At 68.3% G+C, this 17,664-nt stretch carries 14 protein-coding genes; 3 read left to right on the top strand and 11 right to left on the bottom strand.

Going from position 1 to position 17,664, the window contains the following annotated elements:
* The first annotated feature begins 64 nt into the window (after nucleotides 1-64).
* Nucleotides 65-604: a Pycsar system effector family protein gene (locus tag ACQ9ZG_RS14945; RefSeq protein WP_240799984.1), complete on the top strand. Its 540-nt coding sequence runs from the start codon at nucleotides 65-67 to the stop codon at nucleotides 602-604.
* Between the two features lie 410 nt (nucleotides 605-1,014).
* Here the strand turns inward: ACQ9ZG_RS14945 and ACQ9ZG_RS14940 are convergent, their stop codons facing one another.
* Nucleotides 1,015-1,968 (bottom strand): SEC-C metal-binding domain-containing protein, encoded by a 954-nt coding sequence (locus tag ACQ9ZG_RS14940; protein WP_219995614.1) that lies wholly within the window; start codon nucleotides 1,966-1,968, stop codon nucleotides 1,015-1,017.
* Between the two features lie 646 nt (nucleotides 1,969-2,614).
* Here ACQ9ZG_RS14940 and ACQ9ZG_RS14935 point away from each other — a divergent pair.
* The gene (locus ACQ9ZG_RS14935) at nucleotides 2,615-3,739 is read left to right on the top strand and encodes a hypothetical protein (RefSeq protein ID WP_143673651.1); all 1,125 of its coding nucleotides are present in this window, start codon (nucleotides 2,615-2,617) and stop codon (nucleotides 3,737-3,739) included.
* Nucleotides 3,740-4,153: 414 nt separating this feature from the next.
* On the opposite strand, the gene ACQ9ZG_RS14930 is transcribed toward ACQ9ZG_RS14935, so the two are convergent.
* The 3 genes from ACQ9ZG_RS14930 to ACQ9ZG_RS14920 form a co-directional block, all read right to left on the bottom strand.
* The gene (locus tag ACQ9ZG_RS14930) at nucleotides 4,154-7,918 is read right to left on the bottom strand and encodes a caspase, EACC1-associated type (RefSeq protein WP_099217476.1); all 3,765 of its coding nucleotides are present in this window, start codon (nucleotides 7,916-7,918) and stop codon (nucleotides 4,154-4,156) included.
* Nucleotides 7,915-8,151: a hypothetical protein gene (locus tag ACQ9ZG_RS14925; RefSeq protein ID WP_258047160.1), complete on the bottom strand. Its 237-nt coding sequence runs from the start codon at nucleotides 8,149-8,151 to the stop codon at nucleotides 7,915-7,917. Before ACQ9ZG_RS14925 ends, ACQ9ZG_RS14930 begins: the two co-directional genes overlap by 4 nt.
* 385 nt (nucleotides 8,152-8,536) lie before the next feature.
* Nucleotides 8,537-9,943, bottom strand: coding sequence for a hypothetical protein (locus tag ACQ9ZG_RS14920; RefSeq protein WP_146225713.1), 1,407 nt, complete (start codon nucleotides 9,941-9,943; stop codon nucleotides 8,537-8,539).
* Nucleotides 9,944-10,234: 291 nt separating this feature from the next.
* Between ACQ9ZG_RS14920 and ACQ9ZG_RS14915 the strand changes: the two genes are divergently transcribed.
* Nucleotides 10,235-10,933 (top strand): restriction endonuclease, encoded by a 699-nt coding sequence (locus ACQ9ZG_RS14915; protein WP_258312181.1) that lies wholly within the window; start codon nucleotides 10,235-10,237, stop codon nucleotides 10,931-10,933.
* A gap of 41 nt (nucleotides 10,934-10,974) precedes the next feature.
* Here ACQ9ZG_RS14915 and ACQ9ZG_RS14910 read toward each other — a convergent pair whose 3' ends face one another.
* The 7 genes from ACQ9ZG_RS14910 to ACQ9ZG_RS14880 are packed head-to-tail and all read right to left on the bottom strand — an operon-like array spanning nucleotide 10,975 to nucleotide 17,663.
* Nucleotides 10,975-11,568, bottom strand: a complete 594-nt coding sequence (locus tag ACQ9ZG_RS14910) for a histidine phosphatase family protein (RefSeq protein ID WP_109915583.1) — start codon at nucleotides 11,566-11,568, stop codon at nucleotides 10,975-10,977.
* The gene (locus ACQ9ZG_RS14905) at nucleotides 11,561-12,322 is read right to left on the bottom strand and encodes an SDR family NAD(P)-dependent oxidoreductase (protein ID WP_109915582.1); all 762 of its coding nucleotides are present in this window, start codon (nucleotides 12,320-12,322) and stop codon (nucleotides 11,561-11,563) included. Before ACQ9ZG_RS14905 ends, ACQ9ZG_RS14910 begins: the two co-directional genes overlap by 8 nt.
* Complete coding sequence (locus ACQ9ZG_RS14900; protein WP_109915581.1) at nucleotides 12,307-13,443, bottom strand: hypothetical protein; 1,137 nt, start codon at nucleotides 13,441-13,443, stop codon at nucleotides 12,307-12,309. Before ACQ9ZG_RS14900 ends, ACQ9ZG_RS14905 begins: the two co-directional genes overlap by 16 nt.
* A complete protein-coding gene (locus ACQ9ZG_RS14895) occupies nucleotides 13,440-14,600 on the bottom strand; it encodes a glycosyltransferase family 9 protein (RefSeq protein WP_099217482.1) in 1,161 nt (386 codons plus the stop codon). Before ACQ9ZG_RS14895 ends, ACQ9ZG_RS14900 begins: the two co-directional genes overlap by 4 nt.
* Complete coding sequence (locus tag ACQ9ZG_RS14890; RefSeq protein ID WP_109915580.1) at nucleotides 14,597-15,172, bottom strand: phosphoribosyltransferase domain-containing protein; 576 nt, start codon at nucleotides 15,170-15,172, stop codon at nucleotides 14,597-14,599. Before ACQ9ZG_RS14890 ends, ACQ9ZG_RS14895 begins: the two co-directional genes overlap by 4 nt.
* A gap of 47 nt (nucleotides 15,173-15,219) precedes the next feature.
* Nucleotides 15,220-17,019 (bottom strand): DUF4254 domain-containing protein, encoded by a 1,800-nt coding sequence (locus tag ACQ9ZG_RS14885; protein ID WP_109915579.1) that lies wholly within the window; start codon nucleotides 17,017-17,019, stop codon nucleotides 15,220-15,222.
* The gene (locus tag ACQ9ZG_RS14880; protein ID WP_099217485.1) at nucleotides 17,016-17,663 is read right to left on the bottom strand and encodes a hypothetical protein; all 648 of its coding nucleotides are present in this window, start codon (nucleotides 17,661-17,663) and stop codon (nucleotides 17,016-17,018) included. Before ACQ9ZG_RS14880 ends, ACQ9ZG_RS14885 begins: the two co-directional genes overlap by 4 nt.
* Between the last annotated feature and the right edge of the window lies 1 nt (nucleotide 17,664).

The following is a 17,664-nucleotide window of genomic DNA, read 5'->3' as shown; positions in this document are numbered from 1 at the left end:
GCGACACCTCGGCCGCCCCGTCCAACGGGGCGGCCGTCCCACACCTATGGAACGGAGGGGATGCGTGACCATACCTGGAGGCGACGCCGACCCGGACCTGGATGTCGACACCGAGACCGACCACGGCACCGGGCTTGCCAGAGTGCTGCTGTCCGAAGTCCGTGAGGAACTCGTCAAGGCGGACAACAAGGCCGGCCTCATGCTGGCGTCCGTGGGCGGAGCCTTGATCGCCCTGCTCGGCGCGATCGGTAGCGGCGGAATCCCCCTGAGGCAGTACGACCTGGTTCCGCAACTTCTCATATGGGCGGGCTGCGCGGCGTGTGTGCCGACGCTAGTCCTGCTGGGCTTGGCCGTTACGCCACGGCTCGGCAGCCCGCACTACTCCCGCACCCACTATTTCGGTGATGCAAGGCTCGCGAGGTCAGTCGCGCGGCTGGAACACACGATTCGCCGTACAGACCTCGTATCCAGGGACTTGCACCAACTGGCGATCCTGTCCCAGATCGTTTGGACCAAATACCGCTGCATACGCCACGCATTTGGTTGGGGGGCCGCTTTCCTCACGCTCACGCTGCTGGGCATCGTGATAGGAGCATCGTCTTAGCTGTGCCCGAGTGGAACGTCGGGGCATCTCCATGCCGTACGCGCAGCGGGGGCGGCTAGCGGGCGATTGCCGAGGGCCGCTCGGCCCAGAAGCCGACTGCGGCTTGGAACCAGTCAGGGGCCTGACTCGATGACTCGAGTCAGGCCCCTGACCTGGTACTTCACTGTCGGGGTGGCGGGATTTGAACCCACGACCTCTTCGTCCCGAACGAGGGTCGGGCAGGATCGGCACCTGGTCGCCTCGCTAACGGTGCAGGTCAGGGCCAAGTTTCGGGTTGGTGTGGCAAGGGCTCGGTCGGCCTGCGGAGGATGATCATCTCCCAGAATTCTCCCAAGCCCTGATGCTGTGACCGCCTCGCGAAGCGGCGCTGTTCCCGTCGGCCGCTTCGCAGAGGCGAGTTTGCACGCTCCTTAGAGGGACTCGGGTACTCCTGCAGGGTGGCATCGTCGGGCTTTGCGTCCCGACCCGCATGGGCAGGGAGTGTTCTTGCCAACGCTGCGGCCCGGCCCGACGGGCCTTTGCTTGGGAATCGTGCGCCCGGACACCCGCTGCTTCCCGAGGTCTCGCCACAGCGACAGCACAGCAGGGGCGTCATCGCCCTTGTCCAGGAGCCATTGTGCTGCTGCTTTGCCGGATGCGTCAGGGAAGGTCGCTGCGGCTTCAGTAAGCCCGCTGCGCTCCAGGAACTGCCGAGCGATAAGCCCGTACGAGTCGCGTTCGTCGAAGCGTTGCATCCCCTGGACCCGAAAGATGTCGGGCGCGAAGCCGGCGCCGATCATGACGGCGGCGCCAGCCACCACCGCGCCTGGGTCACCGGTCGGCTCATCCGGGGTGCTCATCGCGTTGAACCGGTCGATGAGTACCTTCTCCGCCGCCGAAATTTCGATCCGCAGTTCTGCTGCCAGGAGATCCTCGTACCGTTCCTTGACCTCCTCGGGGCCACTGTAGGAGAAGGAGTCGATCACCTTGTCGTGGAGAAAGTGCAGGACGAAGAGATCGTCCTGGAGCGAGGAACGGAACGCCTCGACCGACTTGGTGCGGCTGTATCCCACAACCTGAACGGTTTCCTCGCGACGCGTACCGCGGCGCTTGTCATCCCCGAGACGTGCGCCCTGCGACGACAGGAATGGGCACACCTGCGCAGAGTAGACAGCGCAGATCTCGTGTACGGGTGCCTCTGCGAGCCCAACTTCTTCTGGAAGCGGTATGTCGCCGAAGTGGGGGAGGACTTGCCATCGTGCTTCGTCTCCGAAGGGAAGCCCGCAGACAGCGCACCAGTCGAACGTGGCCAGTACGAGCTTTCGCCGCTCATCGATCGCTCCGAAGTTTGCCCCCTCCGCGTCACGCCCAACCGTTGCGATCACGGGATAACCCCTGGACTCGCGTCCGAGGTGGCTTAGGCGTTGCGGTGGTATCACCTCTTGCGGCCTCAAGGCCACCTCCAAGCGTCGTACGGTCGAACCAGGTTAGCGGTGAGGAGTACGTCACCTACCGAAAACCGGTCAGGCCGGATGGCCGGTGTTCGACCACTCTCGGCTGCTTAGTGTGAGTAAGCTGGGGAAGCCAGGTCCGGACTCCCGGTAGCACCGGGGGAACCAGCCGAGGGCACTAATCGTCGCCGTCCGGAGGCGCGTCAGCAGCGTGCCCACCAGCGGAACTCCACTCGCTTCCGCGCACGGTTTCGTGCGTCCACTGTTCGGAGTCCTCCGCATGCCCGCTCAGCCGATCATGGCCGCGCTCCGCGGCTTCTACTGCGAGCACACCCCTAGCAAGAGCCGCATCCTCGCTCTCGTCCACCATCGAGATGGCCCTGCCTCACTGCAGGCCGTTCTCACTTGTCGGCACCCCGAACTCGCGCAGCAAGCGGTGGGCATCCTCCAACAGGCCATCGGTTCTTCCGCCGATGCTTGGAATCCCGAGCCGCTGGAGAGGCTGTGCGCCCAGCTGCCGGATGCTCCGGCTTCCTCCCTTCGCAGTGCCGCACGGCACGCTCTCGCGGGCGTCTGGCCCATGCCTGCCGGCAGCTTCCTGAAGTGGGAGCAGATCGCCGATGGCGACGGCGACGTGTACGAGGGCAATGACGTCGACGCGGTCACGCGCGCCGTGCGCACCCCGAACGCCGCACGGCTCGCTGATTTGGCTGGTCCGGTCATCCGGGTAGAGGTACTCCGAGAGTTCCACGTGCATGACCAGCAGGCCGTGTTGAAGGCAGCTAGGAGCGCGGGCTGGGAGCCTCAGCCACACGACGACCTTGAGGGCGAGGACCCTGAGGATGTCGTCGGGGCCATCATGTGGCTGGGGGAGTCCGACAGCGAGATCGAGGGTGCGGACACGGTCACCGATACCTCTCAGGGCCTGCGGCTGCACACCGAGAACGGGCACGAGGTCGCCGACTGGAGCGAGGAAGCGGTGGTCGCCGACTTCGGCGCGGGCTGGCGGTACACAGCGGCTGTCCGCCGAGGTGAGCTGGCGACGCCGTCGATGAGGAAGAAGACCCCGGACTTCGCGGCGTTGTTCGCGACGGAGGCGCTGCACTGCGACGACCCGGAGTGCGAAGAGGAGCGGTGCCAGTGGCAACTCACCCCCCGAACCGCCGACATCCTCTACACGGAACTGCGCGTGCTCGCCGATCAGGCGTACGAGGACAGCGAGGAACTTGGTGACAGGCCGGTGGTGCCAGACCAGCACGACGGCCAATGGGGCGTTTTCGCCTATCTCCCGAAGCTGACCTTCGCGGCCGACCTCCAGTGGCGCCGCCGGTTCGCCCGGGCGGCCGACGACCTTGCCGGTGACCTCGAACGCGGGCAGTGGCCGGAGCCCACCTGCACGGCCGAGGAACTTGCCCTTCACCTCGCCATCCGCGACGCGGGAGACCGCGGGGACGAAGGCGATGACGCTGGTGACCACGGGAGGCTGCCCACCCACCGTGACGACTACGACTTCGACATGTGCTCCGAAGTGTTTTTCCAAGACACCGACGTGCTGATGCTCTACAACTCTCGCTTCGACGGAATCGAGGACCCGGACGGCGAGACGAACCAGCACATGGGCATCGGTGATCTCCGTGTCGCTGCCTGGTTCGAACCGTTCCTGAACGTCCAGGCGCGAGATCCCCGCCGTGGATTCCGCCGCTGATTGTCAGGCAGCGTCTTAGTGGATCCTGAGCGGGATACTTCAGCCAGTCAGGCTCTTGCCGCGCCGCAGGCCGGGAGGAATCCGTGGTGCCTCGGGTCTGCTGCAGCGGATCCACCCGGGTGAAGTGACCACAGCGTGCCCCTCGTCCTTGCAGCCGCGCGGCAATCGCACCGAAACTCTCGATTCTGCACTCGCATTCCAGCACGTCCGCGATGGCTGCACAGCCGTATGCGGCACTCGCGTCGTTGTGCGCAGACCAGGAAGGGGGCGGCTCTCAACGACTTCCGGAAGCCGGTCAGTGGCTCCGGTCGAGGTTGAAGCAGAGAGCTTCCTGGTCAAGCGCTGTCCTGTAGCCCCTGGCGAGGCATGACGTCAGACGCGGCATTTCGTGGATTCGTCGGAACGCCCGAAGGATCACCCCCGCTGCTTGTCGGTGTCGTACAGCCGCCAGGCCGGCCAACGCGCCGCTTCGGCTCCACCGTCACCATCGCTCAGCAGATTCCGGCGGTGCAACATGAGCCGGAGGTGGCGTGCCGCGTCGCCGTTCTTTTCCATTCCCCGATCGAGAAGTACGGGTTGGGGGGTAGCTCCGTCGGCGCGTATCACGGCGTCCGCGGGATATCCGTGAACGGTTTCCCCCAGCGTGACAGTGGCTTCTTCCGCGAGGGAGAGGGTCTGGTACAGGCGTTTGAGCAGCACGTCCTTGTCTTCGCCTCCCGGGGCCAGGCCGTCCCGCTCCGCAGCCTCAAGCAGTGCGGCGCCCACGCCTCCCCGCTTCCGCCAGAGCTTCTTGTCCCCGACCACGACCAGGTGACTGCGGGCCCGGGTGATGGCGACGTTCCACAGGTTCAGCTGTTCACCGACCCATGCGACGGAGCCCGGGTGCATGCCTTCGCCGACGACGAGGGAGAACACCATGACGTCGCGTTCACCGCCCTGGAAGGTGTGCACCGTACCGATGCGCAGACGCTCCTCGTCGTACGGGCGTAGCCGTTTGCGCAGGGTTTCGGCCTGTGCCGTGAAGGGGGTGACGACACCAACGGTGGCCTCGGGCGGCAGATGTTCCAGCAGGTAGCGGACGCTGTCGTGCACCTTGCGGATCTCGTTCTCGTTGACCCAGGAGCCACCGAACGGAGGCCGGGCGGCCCGCCCGGCCACATCCGTCCAGATCACGGCGGAGCGGTTGGCCAGAGCTGGACGGCCACGGGTGTCGGTGAGAACGGTCAGCCCACCGTCGTAGAAGAACTCGTTGGAGATCCCCGCGATGTGAGGATGACAGCGGAAGTGCTCATCGAGAAGCAGCGTGCCGCCCGCGGACTGCTCGGCCGCGTGGAAGGCGGAGTGGCGCCGGTAGGCGAGGTGGTGCTTCTCCAGCCAGTCGGACCGCAGCCCGTGCCCGCGCCGGATGAGAGCCTCGCGGTGCGGGCTGGTCTTCGTGATGTGCGTCAGCTGCATGGGGTCGCCGATGACCAGGGCGCGCCGTGCGCGGAACAGCAGGGGCAGGACTTGGGGGATGGCGCATTGGCTGGCCTCGTCGATGACGACCAGGTCGAACAGGGCCGGGTCCGGTGGGAAACGCCGGGCGGAGAGGCTGGTGACCGCCCATCCGGCCACCGCGGGCGCGGTCATCGAGGTTCCCGAGCGCCCGAGGACCTTTCCCAACTGCGGCCAGTCGCCGCGTTTGCCCTCCCGGGCCGTCAACAGCTCCATGATGCGGCGGCGTCCAGCCCAGGCGGCAGCTTGGACCTTGGTGGCGAGGAACGTACGTGAAGCGTCCTGGACGGCGCTCTCCGCATCGCGGAGGTCACGCGTGAGCGCTGTGTCGTCAACGACGGCCGCGCGCTCGCGCCCGTCACGCCATTCCGCCTCGGCCGCGGCGAACCCGGCGAGCGCGAGGCAGCCCGTGACGGGATCACCGGCGTACCCCTCCAGGCCGACCTTGCGCAGAAAACGGGATCGGCGCCACGATCCGAGGAAGCGCGCGCGGGAGCGGCGGCGTGCGCTGTCCTCCAGCTCCCTCGGCAGTTGCGGGCCGCCGAGCAGCTCCCGCAGTTCGGTGACGGTGATCCCGAGCTGTCCCGCGTAGTGGACTCGCGCCTCGCCTGCCTGGCGGAGCTTCAGCTCGGTCTCGGCGATATGGGCAAGATGCCGCCGTACCGCTGCCAGGCGGTCGGCGGCCAGCATGGTCTCCATGGCTGCCGTGGCCACGGTGGTGGACGGCTCCGGTCCGGTACGCAGCGCGTGGAGCGCGGCGGTCTCGTGCTCCGCGTTGCTCTTGCCGGTCTTCCGTGCCGAGCCGGTGCGTACGACGCTGCCGGGCACCAGCTCGTCGCAGCGGCGCCATACTTCGTCCACGGCATCGTTGTTTGTGGACGCAACGAGCACGGTCTGGCCTGCCGCGATCGCCGTGGCTACGAGATTGGCGACCAGTTGGCTCTTGCCGGTGCCGGGCGGGCCCGTGGCCACGGTGAGGCGACGGGTCATGGCGGACCGGAGAACCAAGCTCTGCGCCTCGTTGCAGGGCAGCGGAGTCACGAGGCCTGTCGGCTCGGGATCTGTGTGGGCGAGGCATCGAATGCGCTGCGAGGGGTCGGGCGCGAGCACCCCGAGGGCGGTATTTCCGATCTGGTCCGTCTGTTCGGCGATGCGGGCGAAGTCGTTGAGAAGTCCCTTCGTGAAGTTCGTCTGGGGGCGTGCCGAGAACAGGACCGCGGTGTTGCGGGCCCCGTGGCCGGGTGTGCGCACGTCGATGTGGTCGGCGAGCTGGTCGGGGCGGAGCTCCTGTACGCACGGCAGCTCGAACTCCTGGGTGAGGAGGTTGCGTACCTCCACCGCCATACGGTCGTGCTGTCCTCGATGCCAGGACGGCTGAAACGTGTCGATGAGCTGGTTGGCCTCGTCCTCGCCCAGCCAGTCGTGGGCCAACTGAGGGTGTGGCTGGACCGGCCCGAACGGCTTCAGTCGCACTTCGCCCTCATCCTGGACGATCTCGACCCGGCGTACCAGCAGGGGCGCGAACTTCGGCTGCTGCCAGGGGCTTCCGGTACGAGGCCCGGTGAGCAGCACGGCCGGATAGCCCGCCCACAGCTCGGCATCCTCCTCTGCCGCTGAATCCACCAGCGGGCCCGCTTCCTTGGGGAGCGCGACGCAGCCGTCGTCGTCGACGTCGCCGGAGATGAACCTCTCCGCGCCGTCCAGACACACGTACGACGTGCCCTGCCGACTCACGTCCATGAGAGGTGTCTCGGCACTCTCGGCCAGGACGCACTCGCGGTAGTAGTCCAGCAGGTTGGTCCAGGTGGGTTGTGCGTGAGCGGACTTCACGGCGTGTGGCGGTGCAGCTTCTCCCGCGGCTGCCCGGGGCCGGGGGCTCAGAGGATTCAGGATGGGGGCTCGGCCGAAGGGGCTGTCCGCGATGACGATGCGGTCGTCGACGCCGAGCGCGGACTGCACCGGCACCTGACGCCCGCTGTCCTGGGCACGCATACGCCGGTTGACATAGTGGAACAGGTCGCTGACCGTCACCGCGCTGCCGCTGTCCTTGCTGACCTTCCCTGTGCGCAGCGCCTCGATGACCTCGCCGGTGAATGCTGACGGCTTCACATCATCGCCGCCGCCCGCGTCCGCGTACGAGTCCTCCCCGGCCCGCGAGGACGACAGGACGTACACGCCCCTGCTCGTCAGCGGGGGCCGCTCGCCGGACTTGGCCACGGAGCCGTCACCTTGCCGGTCCGACGTACGCAGACCCACAGCGAACCCGCCGCTGCGGCAGCAGTCGATCATCACGATCTTCTGCGGTGCGACGCACTCCTCCAACGCGTCGTTGAGAAACCCGGCGCTGACTCCGGTCGCGGCCACCCGGTCGTAGTCGGTGTCCTTGGCGACGAAGTGGAACTCGCCGCCGTCACGTACGGTGCGCACGCCGTGCCCGGAGACGTACACGAACGCGAGTTCGTCCTCGTCGCGCTCCTGGAGGAACTCACCGATGACTGCTCGCATGTCATCGGCGGCGAGATCGGATTCTGTCTGTACGGAGACGAAGTTTCCGATCTTGTGGTGCTTCAGGACCTGGGTGAGTCCCCATACGTCCGCCCTTACGGAAGCCAGCGAAGAGAAGCGGCCATCGTCGTAGTGCTCGTTGCCGATCAGGAGAGCTCGGCGCTTGTGGAAGCGGGTCACGTCGCGTCGTCGTCCGATGCGGTGCCGTCGTCGCCGGCGACCCGATCCTGGAACTCCCGGACCATGCGCTCCTGTGCGGCGTCCGGACGGCCGGTGATCTTGATGGAGTCGTCCCCGACGGTGACCACGACCTTGCGGTGCCGCTCCTTAGCGCACCACTCCTTGATCAGGGTGATCAGGACTTGGGACGCCGGACGGGCGACTGCCGCGGTGGTGGCGGCCCAGAGAGCCACCTCGCCGACACCTGTGCCCTTACTGCCCGGTTCGGCGGGCTCTTCGGCGTCATGGAAGCCGACGACGAGATCGTCTGCCCTCCGAAGACTGTCGTGCAGATCCCGGGTGAGACGCTCCTGCCGGAGTGTGTCACCCCCTGTGGGCACAGTGAGTGTCCATGGCGATCCCCCGTTGTGCATGTGCCGCTCCTTGCCTTCGCGTATGCGCTTGCTGGCCCGTCCAGCGACTTTGGCACGTAGGCCGTCGAGTGGGACAGCCAGGGATGAGCTGGAGGGACGGCATCCGGCCACTCCGCCCAGCGCCGGAGGGGAGGCGCCGGACCAGCTCGAGTCGGCACGGACCGGCAAGAGCCGGCTTCTCCTCCGGGACTCTCCTTCGTACGGATCAGCCTCGGGAACGGTCGTCGGACGATGCCGGCTCCGGCACCACCCTTATCGCGAGTGCGGTGCCGTCCGGCCGGATGGAACTCGCGCCCCAGTCGTCGATGTCGTCCGGCTCAGGCCAGTCATTCCGCCGCTCGTAAGTCCGTCGGCGATACTCCTCCACCTTGCCCTTCGCGAGCAGGGCGTAGAGATCTGCAGCCATGCCTGAAAACGCCTCGACCCGCGTGCCGTTGACACGGAAGACCTGGTCAGTGCCGACGTACTGCTCGCCGGCGAAGCAGGCTTTCGCGTCGTGGACACTGGCAGTCCCGGCGTAGGCGGTCTCGCTGAAGTGCTTGCGGCCCTGCTCGTCGATCAAATACTGGCCGACAGTCCCACCGCCGCCGGCCAGGGAGAGCTGCCCGGCGGCGTGCGCCCGGGCGACAACGCGGCTGAACCACGAGAACTCCTTCTCGGGGATCAAGAATGCGTTGTGCCGTTCCGCCCCCAGCTCCTTGGGGAGGACCACGGAGTCCACGTACGGCAGGGTCCGGCGGCCGATGGCCGTATCGGCCGAATCCGCACCGGCCGCCGGTCGTAAGGGAAGCTCGACACCTCCATCCGTGTGCAGGACATGCACCGTCACACCGGCGGCGGCCAGGAACTCGGTCGAGGTCGTGAGCGCGGGAGTCGCGTTCCGCTGCCCCAGATGGAATCGCTCCACGCGCTCACTGCCCCGGGCCAGCTGCCTGTATGTCGTGCGAGAGCTTGCGGAGGTCTTCGGCGTCACGGCCTGGTGGTTGCCGTTCACGGTCACCACGAAGACTCGGGAGCCTTCACCGGGACGCCATGCCTCCAACAGGAAGTCCGGCCGCGGCCTCGCGCCCAGAGTCCCGGCCGGCTTTGTTCGCGCGAAGCCGGGAAGCAGGACGGTTTCCGCGTCGACAATGCTGATCAGGTGGTCCGGATACCTTTCGCGAAGCGCCCACTCAGCGACGGCGAGCCCGAACGCTCGGCCCAGCTCCCTTGCCTGCATGGCCCGATAGGACAGTTCGGGCGCTTTTCCCTCATCGGTAAGGCGCAGACTTCCGTGCCGGTCGGCGGCGAAGGCGCGGCAGTATTTCAGCCCCTGCCAGTGCTCAGCCAGTCCCCTGCCTCGTCCTTGCCGCGCCAACGCCGTACCGCGCGCGAATGTCGCGAGCACATCCCATGGAGTCACCCATAGGGGATCACGCTCGGCCCGGGGTAGTTGGCGCAGACCCGGCTTGCGCGGACCATGACCTTCGTTCGAGGTCTTCTTTTTCGCCCGCTCGCGGTCGACGGCGCTGGCTGCTTTCTCCACTCCGGCGCTGAGTTCGGTCGATGAGTTCACCTGCACGGTCAGAAGGTCACCGAGACGCTTGATCACGTCGAAGGCCGTGGAGTCCATGCAAAGGGACGGTAGGAACTCCCGATGTCGACGACAAGAATGCGATTCAGGCCATGGTGGCGCAGTCGCCCGACTCCGTGAGTAGCTGGACGAGGTTCTTCTGGTTGTACGCAGCAATGCCGTGGTGCCCCCGGCGCGTATCCCGTGCGGCCATGGCGAGGCTCCGCTCTTGTGGCCCGATAGCCAGGTGGGCGAAGAGTTGCCAATCAGCCAATGGCTGATTGGCAACCTGATGCTTCGGCGCTGCTTCCTTGATCCTGCTGTGCCAGAGCACATGGGAGGAGCACGGCAGTGGCACGGAAGTTGCGGACCTCAGCTGCGCGTAGACGTCGGCAGCTGCATCTCAAGATCGGGGCCACCGCCGGGGGCCTCGGTCTTGTCGCGGTAGTGGCGTTTTGGGGCGTGATCTGGCCCTATCTCGTCGGTGCACTTGCTCTCAGTAGCCTCGGCGGTGGCGGGTGGTGGCTGTGGCGCACCGATCGGTTCATCAGAGGCGGTGATCGGCAGTGGCGGCATGACGAGGCCGTGCGGGCAGGGCAGCGGACGCTTGCCGAGATTGACGTGATGACGGGGACGGAGTTTGAGGACTTCGTCGTAAAACTGTGCCGTCGTGACGGGTGCACTGATGTGCGGAGGGTCGGTGGCTCACACGACAATGGGGCTGACGTGCTGGGGCACCTTCCCGATGGGCGGAGCATGGTGATCCAGTGCAAGCGATACGCGCCCAAGCGCAAGATCCCCAGCCGGGAGGTCAGGGATCTGCTAGGCGCGAAGGTGCATTTCAAGGCCGACGTGGCGATCTTCGTGGCCACCACTTACTTCAGCGGCCCGGCGGAGATGTTTGCCGCGGAGAACAACATCCTGGCGGTCCACCGTGATCACTTCGGTCTGTGGAACAACGGTGCCTCGCTGCTGTCGCTCAGTGCGGTCAACGGTACGGGGCAGGGAGACCGTCGGCACCGGGAGCGCTGGAAGGAGACGTACGGGTAGGAGCGTCTTCCACCGGGCGTAGTAGTCGGATCGCCAGTCGTTTACCGGGCAGGTCGCCGAACATCAGGTCCCACGCGTTGGTGGGCGGGTAAGAGACGGGTCTCGGCGAACTGCAGGGGCGCCTTTGCCGCAGTGGTGAAGGCGGCGGGGCCTTCTTGGAGGTGGGAGAGTACGCCGAGGAGGAGTGCGTGGGAGACGGCCAGGAGGGAGCCGTGGCGCCCAGAGGTGTGGTGGAGGAAGGCGGCGCAGCGGCGGGCACGGGTGTGAAGGTCGGTGAGGCTTTCGCCGTCTTCGCAGCGTAGGGAGGGGTTGGCGAGGCGGCGGGCTCGCCAGGCGCGGTAGGCCGGTGGGTAGGTCTCGGCCGTGCGGCCGAGAACGATGCTCGGGGCGCGCCATTCGGCAAGGAGGCCGGAGGTGGCCACGATCGGCAGGCCCGTGAGGTGCGAGACGAGGGTGGCGGTCTGCCGGGCACGGGGGATGGGGCTGGTGACGATTGCGGTGATGTCGTCGGGGAGGGGCAAGGAGCGGCGTACCTGCTCGCGCCCCTCCTGCGTGAGGGCGGCTTCATGCGGGGCGTGGTAGCCGGGGCGGTGACCTTCGTAGGCGCCGTGGCGCATGAGCCAGATGTCAGCCAAGGATCCAGCCTCCGTCGACGCGCAGGGTCTGGCCGGTGATGAAGCCGGCGTCCTCGGTGGCGAGGAAGGCGACGGCTGCGGCGATGTCCTCCGGGCGGCCCCGGCGCTGGACGCACTGGCGGGCGAGCTGCCGGGCGGTCATGGCTTCCGGATCGTCGACGACGGTGTCCTCAGCGGGGACGCGGATGGAACCGGGGGCGACACAGTTCGCGGTGATGCCGGCGGGGCCGAGTTCGCGTGCGAGGGCACGGGTGAGTCCTTCGAGGCCGGCCTTGGCACTGATGTAGCCGGCGAGGTCGTGACGGCCCGCCGTGGCGAGGACCGAGCCGATGGTGATGATCCGGCCCCAGCCGGCGGCCGTCATGGCAGCGGTCAGCTCGTGGGCGAGGAGGTAGTGACTGGTCAGGTTGGAGGCCAGAGCCCCGTCCCAGTGAGTCGGCGTTGTCTCCGCCCACGGGTGGCGCGGGTAGGCGCCGGCGTTGCTGACCAGGATGTCGATCGGGCCGAGCTGGTCGTGGGCCTGGTGACAGAGGGCGCGTACGGCCTCGGCGTCGCGGAGGTCGGCTGCCAGGCTGATTGCGGCGCCGCCGCTGCCGGCGATGTGGGCGGTGAGCTCGGCTGCGGCCAGGTCGTCGTCGAAGTGCGCGAGGGCGAGGGTGGCGCCGTCGGCGGCGAGACGGCGGGCGATGGCCGAGCCGAGGCCGCCGGTGGCTCCGCTGACCAGGGCGGTGCGACCGTTCAGGGGGCCGGGCATGGCGACTCCAGCGGGCAGAAGTAGGTGGTGGGGTCGAAGGCGGGGCTCATGGCCTCCGCAAGACGGGCGAGCAGGACGAGCCGGTCCTCGGAGGCCAGGTCGGCCAGGTTGTAGACGCCGAGGATGCGCATGGCGAGGTAGGGGCGGAGCAGGTTCGCCAGGTCCTCGCCTGGCCAGAGACGGTCCGCGACTGGTCGTACGAGCTTGTTCCAGTACGCGGTCACGGCGGCTCGCCGAGGTGCAGAGAGGCGCGGCGTGTAGTCGATGTGGATGGTGCTGGTGGTGTGGTCGATCGCCGCTCGTCGGATCTCGGGGGTGTTGGCCGGGACGTGGGTGAAGGTGGCGGGGTGGTCGGCGAAGGCAATCGGGTTGTAGGTGGGTACGAGCCAGCCGCCGAGAGCGGAGGCGTACCAGAGGAAGTTGGCGAACTCGCCGGGGATGCTGTTCATTCCCGCGGTGTCGTAGTCGAACCAGGCGAGCGGATGGGCGAGGTTGACATCGGTGGGGTCGCCTTGGGTGAGGGCCGCCCAGACCGACTCTGCCGTAGCGAAGTGCGCGCGCAGCCAACGGAGGGCGGCGGCCCAATCCAGGTGGTGTCGGCGGCCGTTGATCTTCAGGGCGTAAGTGCTGAGGCGGGATACCGGGATGTCGACGAGGCCGTCGGCGATCAGGAAGTCCTTGCCGGCGTAGTACGTGTCGAGTCGGCCGCCGGGTGCCGCGCGGTCCCAGTACAGCTTGCGGACGACGTGCGCCGGATCGGTCGGCCATGCCGTTGTGAGGATGACCTCCTGGTACGCAGCCGTGAGCTGGTCCATGTAGGTGTGGAGGTGGCTGGTCGGCCCGACTGTGTTGAGGAGGTCGAGCAGAAGTCCCTGGTCGGTGCCGCCCGGCAGGCGTTCGTACGCGAGCAGGTACCCGCCCGGCACGCGCAGGTGGGAGTGGAGGGCGGGGACGCGGTAGTGCCGGGCCAGGCGGGCGTGGCCGTTGATCTCCTCGCCAGCCTCGGCCCGGTTGCGGGTGTACTTCAGGAGCAGCGAGTGGCCGAAGAGGTCGAGCGGGCAGAGCAGGTTGCGGGTGAAGTGCCGCACCGTCCCGACCCGGAAGAGAGGCTGGGAGGTCATCGCCCCACCTTGTTGAGTAGTTCGAGGCCGACCTGGGCCAGCGTGGCGGGCGGGAAGGCGTCCATATGCCTGTCTGTGTCCGGGGCGATGGCGTCTCGGACGGGGCAGAGGTCGCCCTGATGCATGCGGTCGGACAGGTTGGTGGCGACGGCATGGTGGTGCGACAGGCCGGTGCGCCACTTGCTGTGGCTGTGGCGCGCGTACAGGCCGATGACCGGCGGTCCGCCGCGATCCTGGTCGCCGCGCGTCATCGCGGCGAGGTGGGTGAGGCCGGTGTCGTTGCCGACGATCAGGTGGCAGTGCGGCAAGAGGTCGACGAGGCCGTCGGCTGGCATCCCGTTGATGTGGAGGGCTTGCACGTGACGCCGGGGAGCCTCCGCCGTGACGCGGAGGCCGTGGCCTGGGTTGCCGCCGATGAGCAGCAGCCGGGCCTGGGCCTGTTGTGCCTCGGCGATGTGCTCGGCAAGGGCGATGTAGCGCTGGGCGGTGTAGTCCTTGCGCTCCGGCCAACTGGTGGCGGTGATGGCGGCGATGGTCAGACTGCCCAGCCAGCCCACGGAGCGCAGCTCCTCCACGAGGTTGTTCGGCCCGGTCGCGAGGGTGGGAGCGAAAGGAGCCGCGCCGGGCAGGCGGATGCCTAGGCGGCGCTCCAGAGCCAGGTAGTGGCGGGCGGGCAGGTCCGGGTGGGCGCGGCCGTCGCTCGACCAGCACGGTGGGGCGGCTGGGTCGAGCACCAGGCTCACCGCCTCCTCCGAGCCGTGCGCCTCAACGCCCGTGCGGTCGCCGATCACGGCTCGCCAGCCGTTGGGAGCGGTGGCCTGGGGCTGCGTGATCAGCCCCGTGCGGGCGATCAGCCCTGCGTACGGACCCACCGCCCGGATGGCCACGCGTACCGACCGCAGCCGCAGCCAGTCGAGGACCGCGCGGACCCCCGACAGTGCGAGGAGCGTGTCACCGAGCTTCCCCTCGAAGGCCACGACGATCTCGCCGCACCCGCTCAGGCGGTGGACAAGCTCGGCGGAGGCAGCCAGGGGTAGCGGTGCGCCGACGGGAACGCTGGCCCGGTCGTACCCGAGCGGGGTGGTGTGGACGGCCCCGGCGGGGATGATCAGGGAACCGTGGTGGAACCGGATCCCCGCCGGGGCCAGAGCTGTCATTCCGCGCCCTCGATCGTGGTGAGCGAGACGAGCGGCAGACCGAGGTCGGTGAGCAGGTCGCGGGCTCCGCGGGTCGTGTCCTCCACCAGGCAGGCCGCCACCAGCGGGACGGCGCCGGCCTCGCGGAGGCGGCGGGTGAGGTCAGCCAGGGTCCGGCCGGTGGTGATCTCGTCGTCCACGATGACGATGCGCTGGCCGGGAGTGATGCCGTACGCGAAGACGTCGGTGCGCATCGCGTGGGGCTCGCTGAAGCGGACCGCCCCGTCGAGCGGGAGGTGCAGCTTCCAGGCGATCTTGTACGGGAGCTGAGCGGCGCTGGCGAGGGAAACGGTCGGCAGGATGCCGCCGGCGTCCAGGCCGAGGAGGAAGTCCACGGAGCCGAGCCCGTCCGGCACCTGCTCCTGAAGCAGACGCCACAGCTCGGCTCCGGTGTTGGCGAGGGTGTCGGGGTGGACCGGGTGCTCCAGGCCGTCCAGGGAATGGATGACGCGCTCGCGGCGGCTCGTAGCTCCGACGCTGAGCCGTTCGACGATCCGGGCGGTGAAGGACGGCGCGGCGATGGTTTCGGGCATGGCGAAGCTCCTGTCGGACGGAGAACGAGGAAGGAGAGGGGAACTGTTCAGGCGGCGAGCTGGGCGGCGTACCAAGTGAGGAGCTGGTCGACGGCCACGGTGACGGGCTTGAGGACGAGCTCGACCTCGCCGTCGCGCCAAGCGCTGGAGATCTCGGCCAGGGAGGGCACCGAGAGGGCCGTCAGGCCCGGCATGCGGGAGGCCGCGGCGAGGATCCGATCGGGTCCGGACTCCCACTGGTTGTGCTCGCGCAGGAGGAGGCGGTAGGCGAGCACGAGGTGCTTGTAGAGCTGCCGCAGTGCGGTCGGCCCCGCGTCGGCGCGCAGACGGCGCATGGTCAGGATGACCTGGGGGAGTTCCCGGACAGCGGCGAACGCCAGCTCGCCTCTGCTGATCTTCGGCAGTTCGAGGCCGGGTGCGGCATGCAGAACAGGGCTGCCCTGCTGGAGCTGGTGGAGGACGAACGCCAGGCGCGGGGTGAGGCGCCGGGCGGTCAGTTCGCCGGGGGTGATGAGGGTGGGGCCGAGGGAGGCCGCACCGCCCAGGGCGGTCCGGTACTGCTCCAGGGCCTCGTGTACCCGGCCGATGGCCTCGTGCTCGGCGATTACGAGGAGGTCCAGGTCGGACCAGCCGGCGATCCAGCTGCCCTCGCCGGGGCTGCCGGTCAGGGCGGCGAGCCGAACGCTGGGGCCGTAGGCCCGTACCGCATCGGTGAAGTCGGCCGTCGCCGATGCTATGGCGGCAGGCAGTCCCAGCCCGTACGGAGTGGCCGCGCGCAGCGCCGTGGAGGCGGGCGGGGAGGCGATGCGCCGGAGCCGGGCGCGGAGGGCGGCGATGCTGCCGGTGTTGTCGATGACGTGGTCGGCGAGCTCGGCCACCTGGTGGGCGCCACGGCTCATCTTGATCTCGTCCTTCGCGGCGACGGCCTGCGCCGGAGTGCCGGACCGCTCGACGCGAACGGCGAAGGAGGCGTCCAGGTAGACGATCTGGAGTGCGTCGCCCATGAGCCGCTTGAGCTCGGTGATCGAGGCGTCGTCGTGGACGGACTCGATGGTGAACAGCTCCGTGTCGACGTGCGCATCCGCGAAACGGTTCAGCTCACCGAGCAGCAGCTCGGCCTGCCGACGGGACGACAGGGCGTACGGGTCCGCGAGACTCTCCCGGTGGGCCGCCTGCCGCAGCAGGAAGCCGATCTTGAAGCGTTGCGCACCGCAGGTGCGCTGGACGAACTCGGCGCTGGTGCTCTTGCCGCACTCGCTCAGTCCACCGAAGGCGAGGACCCGGCGCAGACGCCGACTCGGCTTGATCTCTGCGGGGGCAGCGTCGTCCCGGCCGTACAGCTTGAAGCGAGCCGGTACGGGGAGCCGGCGGCGGCCTGCGACGACGTCGGAGACCAGCGCGTCGAGGGCGGCGCACAGTTCCTCCCGTTGGCCGTGAAGGGCGGGGACGCGTCGGCGGGCCAACTCGTCCCGGGCAGCCGCCCGCTCGCTGTGCCAGATCCTCAGTGTCAGCACCGAGAGGCGGTCGACGACGGAGGCGAGCGTCTCGGTGTGCAGCGGTACGTCGGCGCGGCCCGCGTCGGCCAGCGATCCGAGGACCTCGTCAGCCCGCTCGGCGAGCAGGTTCCGTTCGGCGTTGAGCTGATCGATCTCCCGCTTGCAGTCGGCGACCTGGGCGGCGGAGAGTAAGGCGCCGCGCACCCGGTCCTCGGTGTCCCACAGGCGCCCGTTGACGGTGTGGAGCCGGGTGATGGTGTCGTTCAGGCGGTTCCTGTCCTTGTCCGGGAGCGCTGCCACGGTGCGGGACAGACTGGGTGGTAACACCAGGGGCGGGGAGTTCTGCGTCATCCGGGACTCCCGTCGGTGAGTCGGCTGAGGCCGATGCGATCGAGCACGTCGCTGTGCACGACGTCCAAGGAACGGTCCTCGCAGTCGACGACCGCGGCGAACGCACCGTGGTCGACCTGGTGGAGCAGGACCGCGTGCAGCGTCTTCTGGTACTCCGGGTAGATCCCGGTCCAGGGGCGGCCCTCGCGGGCGCTGGTGATGGCGTAACTGCGTTCGGCGTCGAATGACGGGAGCAGGAGGATGGAGGTCTCGGGTGTGGCGGCCCGCGAACCGGCAATTCCTGTCACGGTCTTGAACGCTTCGCCGACGGTCAGCCCGTCCTTGACCACGCAGGTCGCAGCGGCCACGGCGAGAAGCATGGGCAGGCCCCGGTCCAGCAGACCCGTTCGTCCGTTCTCGCGTGCGGCGGCCCGTATGGCATGACCGGCGAGCAGCATCTCGGTCAGCTCGACGGTCGTGGACGTCTCGAACCACCACCGGGCGTAGTCGCCTGCGGCCACCCGTGCCCAGGGCTCGGGATCGTGCTCGTGGACCGCGCCCAGCGGCTGGAAAGCGTTCCACCGTTCGGCCAGCCGCACCAAGTGGGTCGTCTTGCCGACGTTGTCAGGGCCGTTGAGGCTGACGAAGTCCGGAGCTCGTGTCATT

The sequence above is a fragment of the Streptomyces araujoniae genome (assembly GCF_050871195.1).
Classification (GTDB): domain Bacteria; phylum Actinomycetota; class Actinomycetes; order Streptomycetales; family Streptomycetaceae; genus Streptomyces; species Streptomyces bacillaris.
This window is presented reverse-complemented; position numbering and strand designations above follow the sequence as displayed.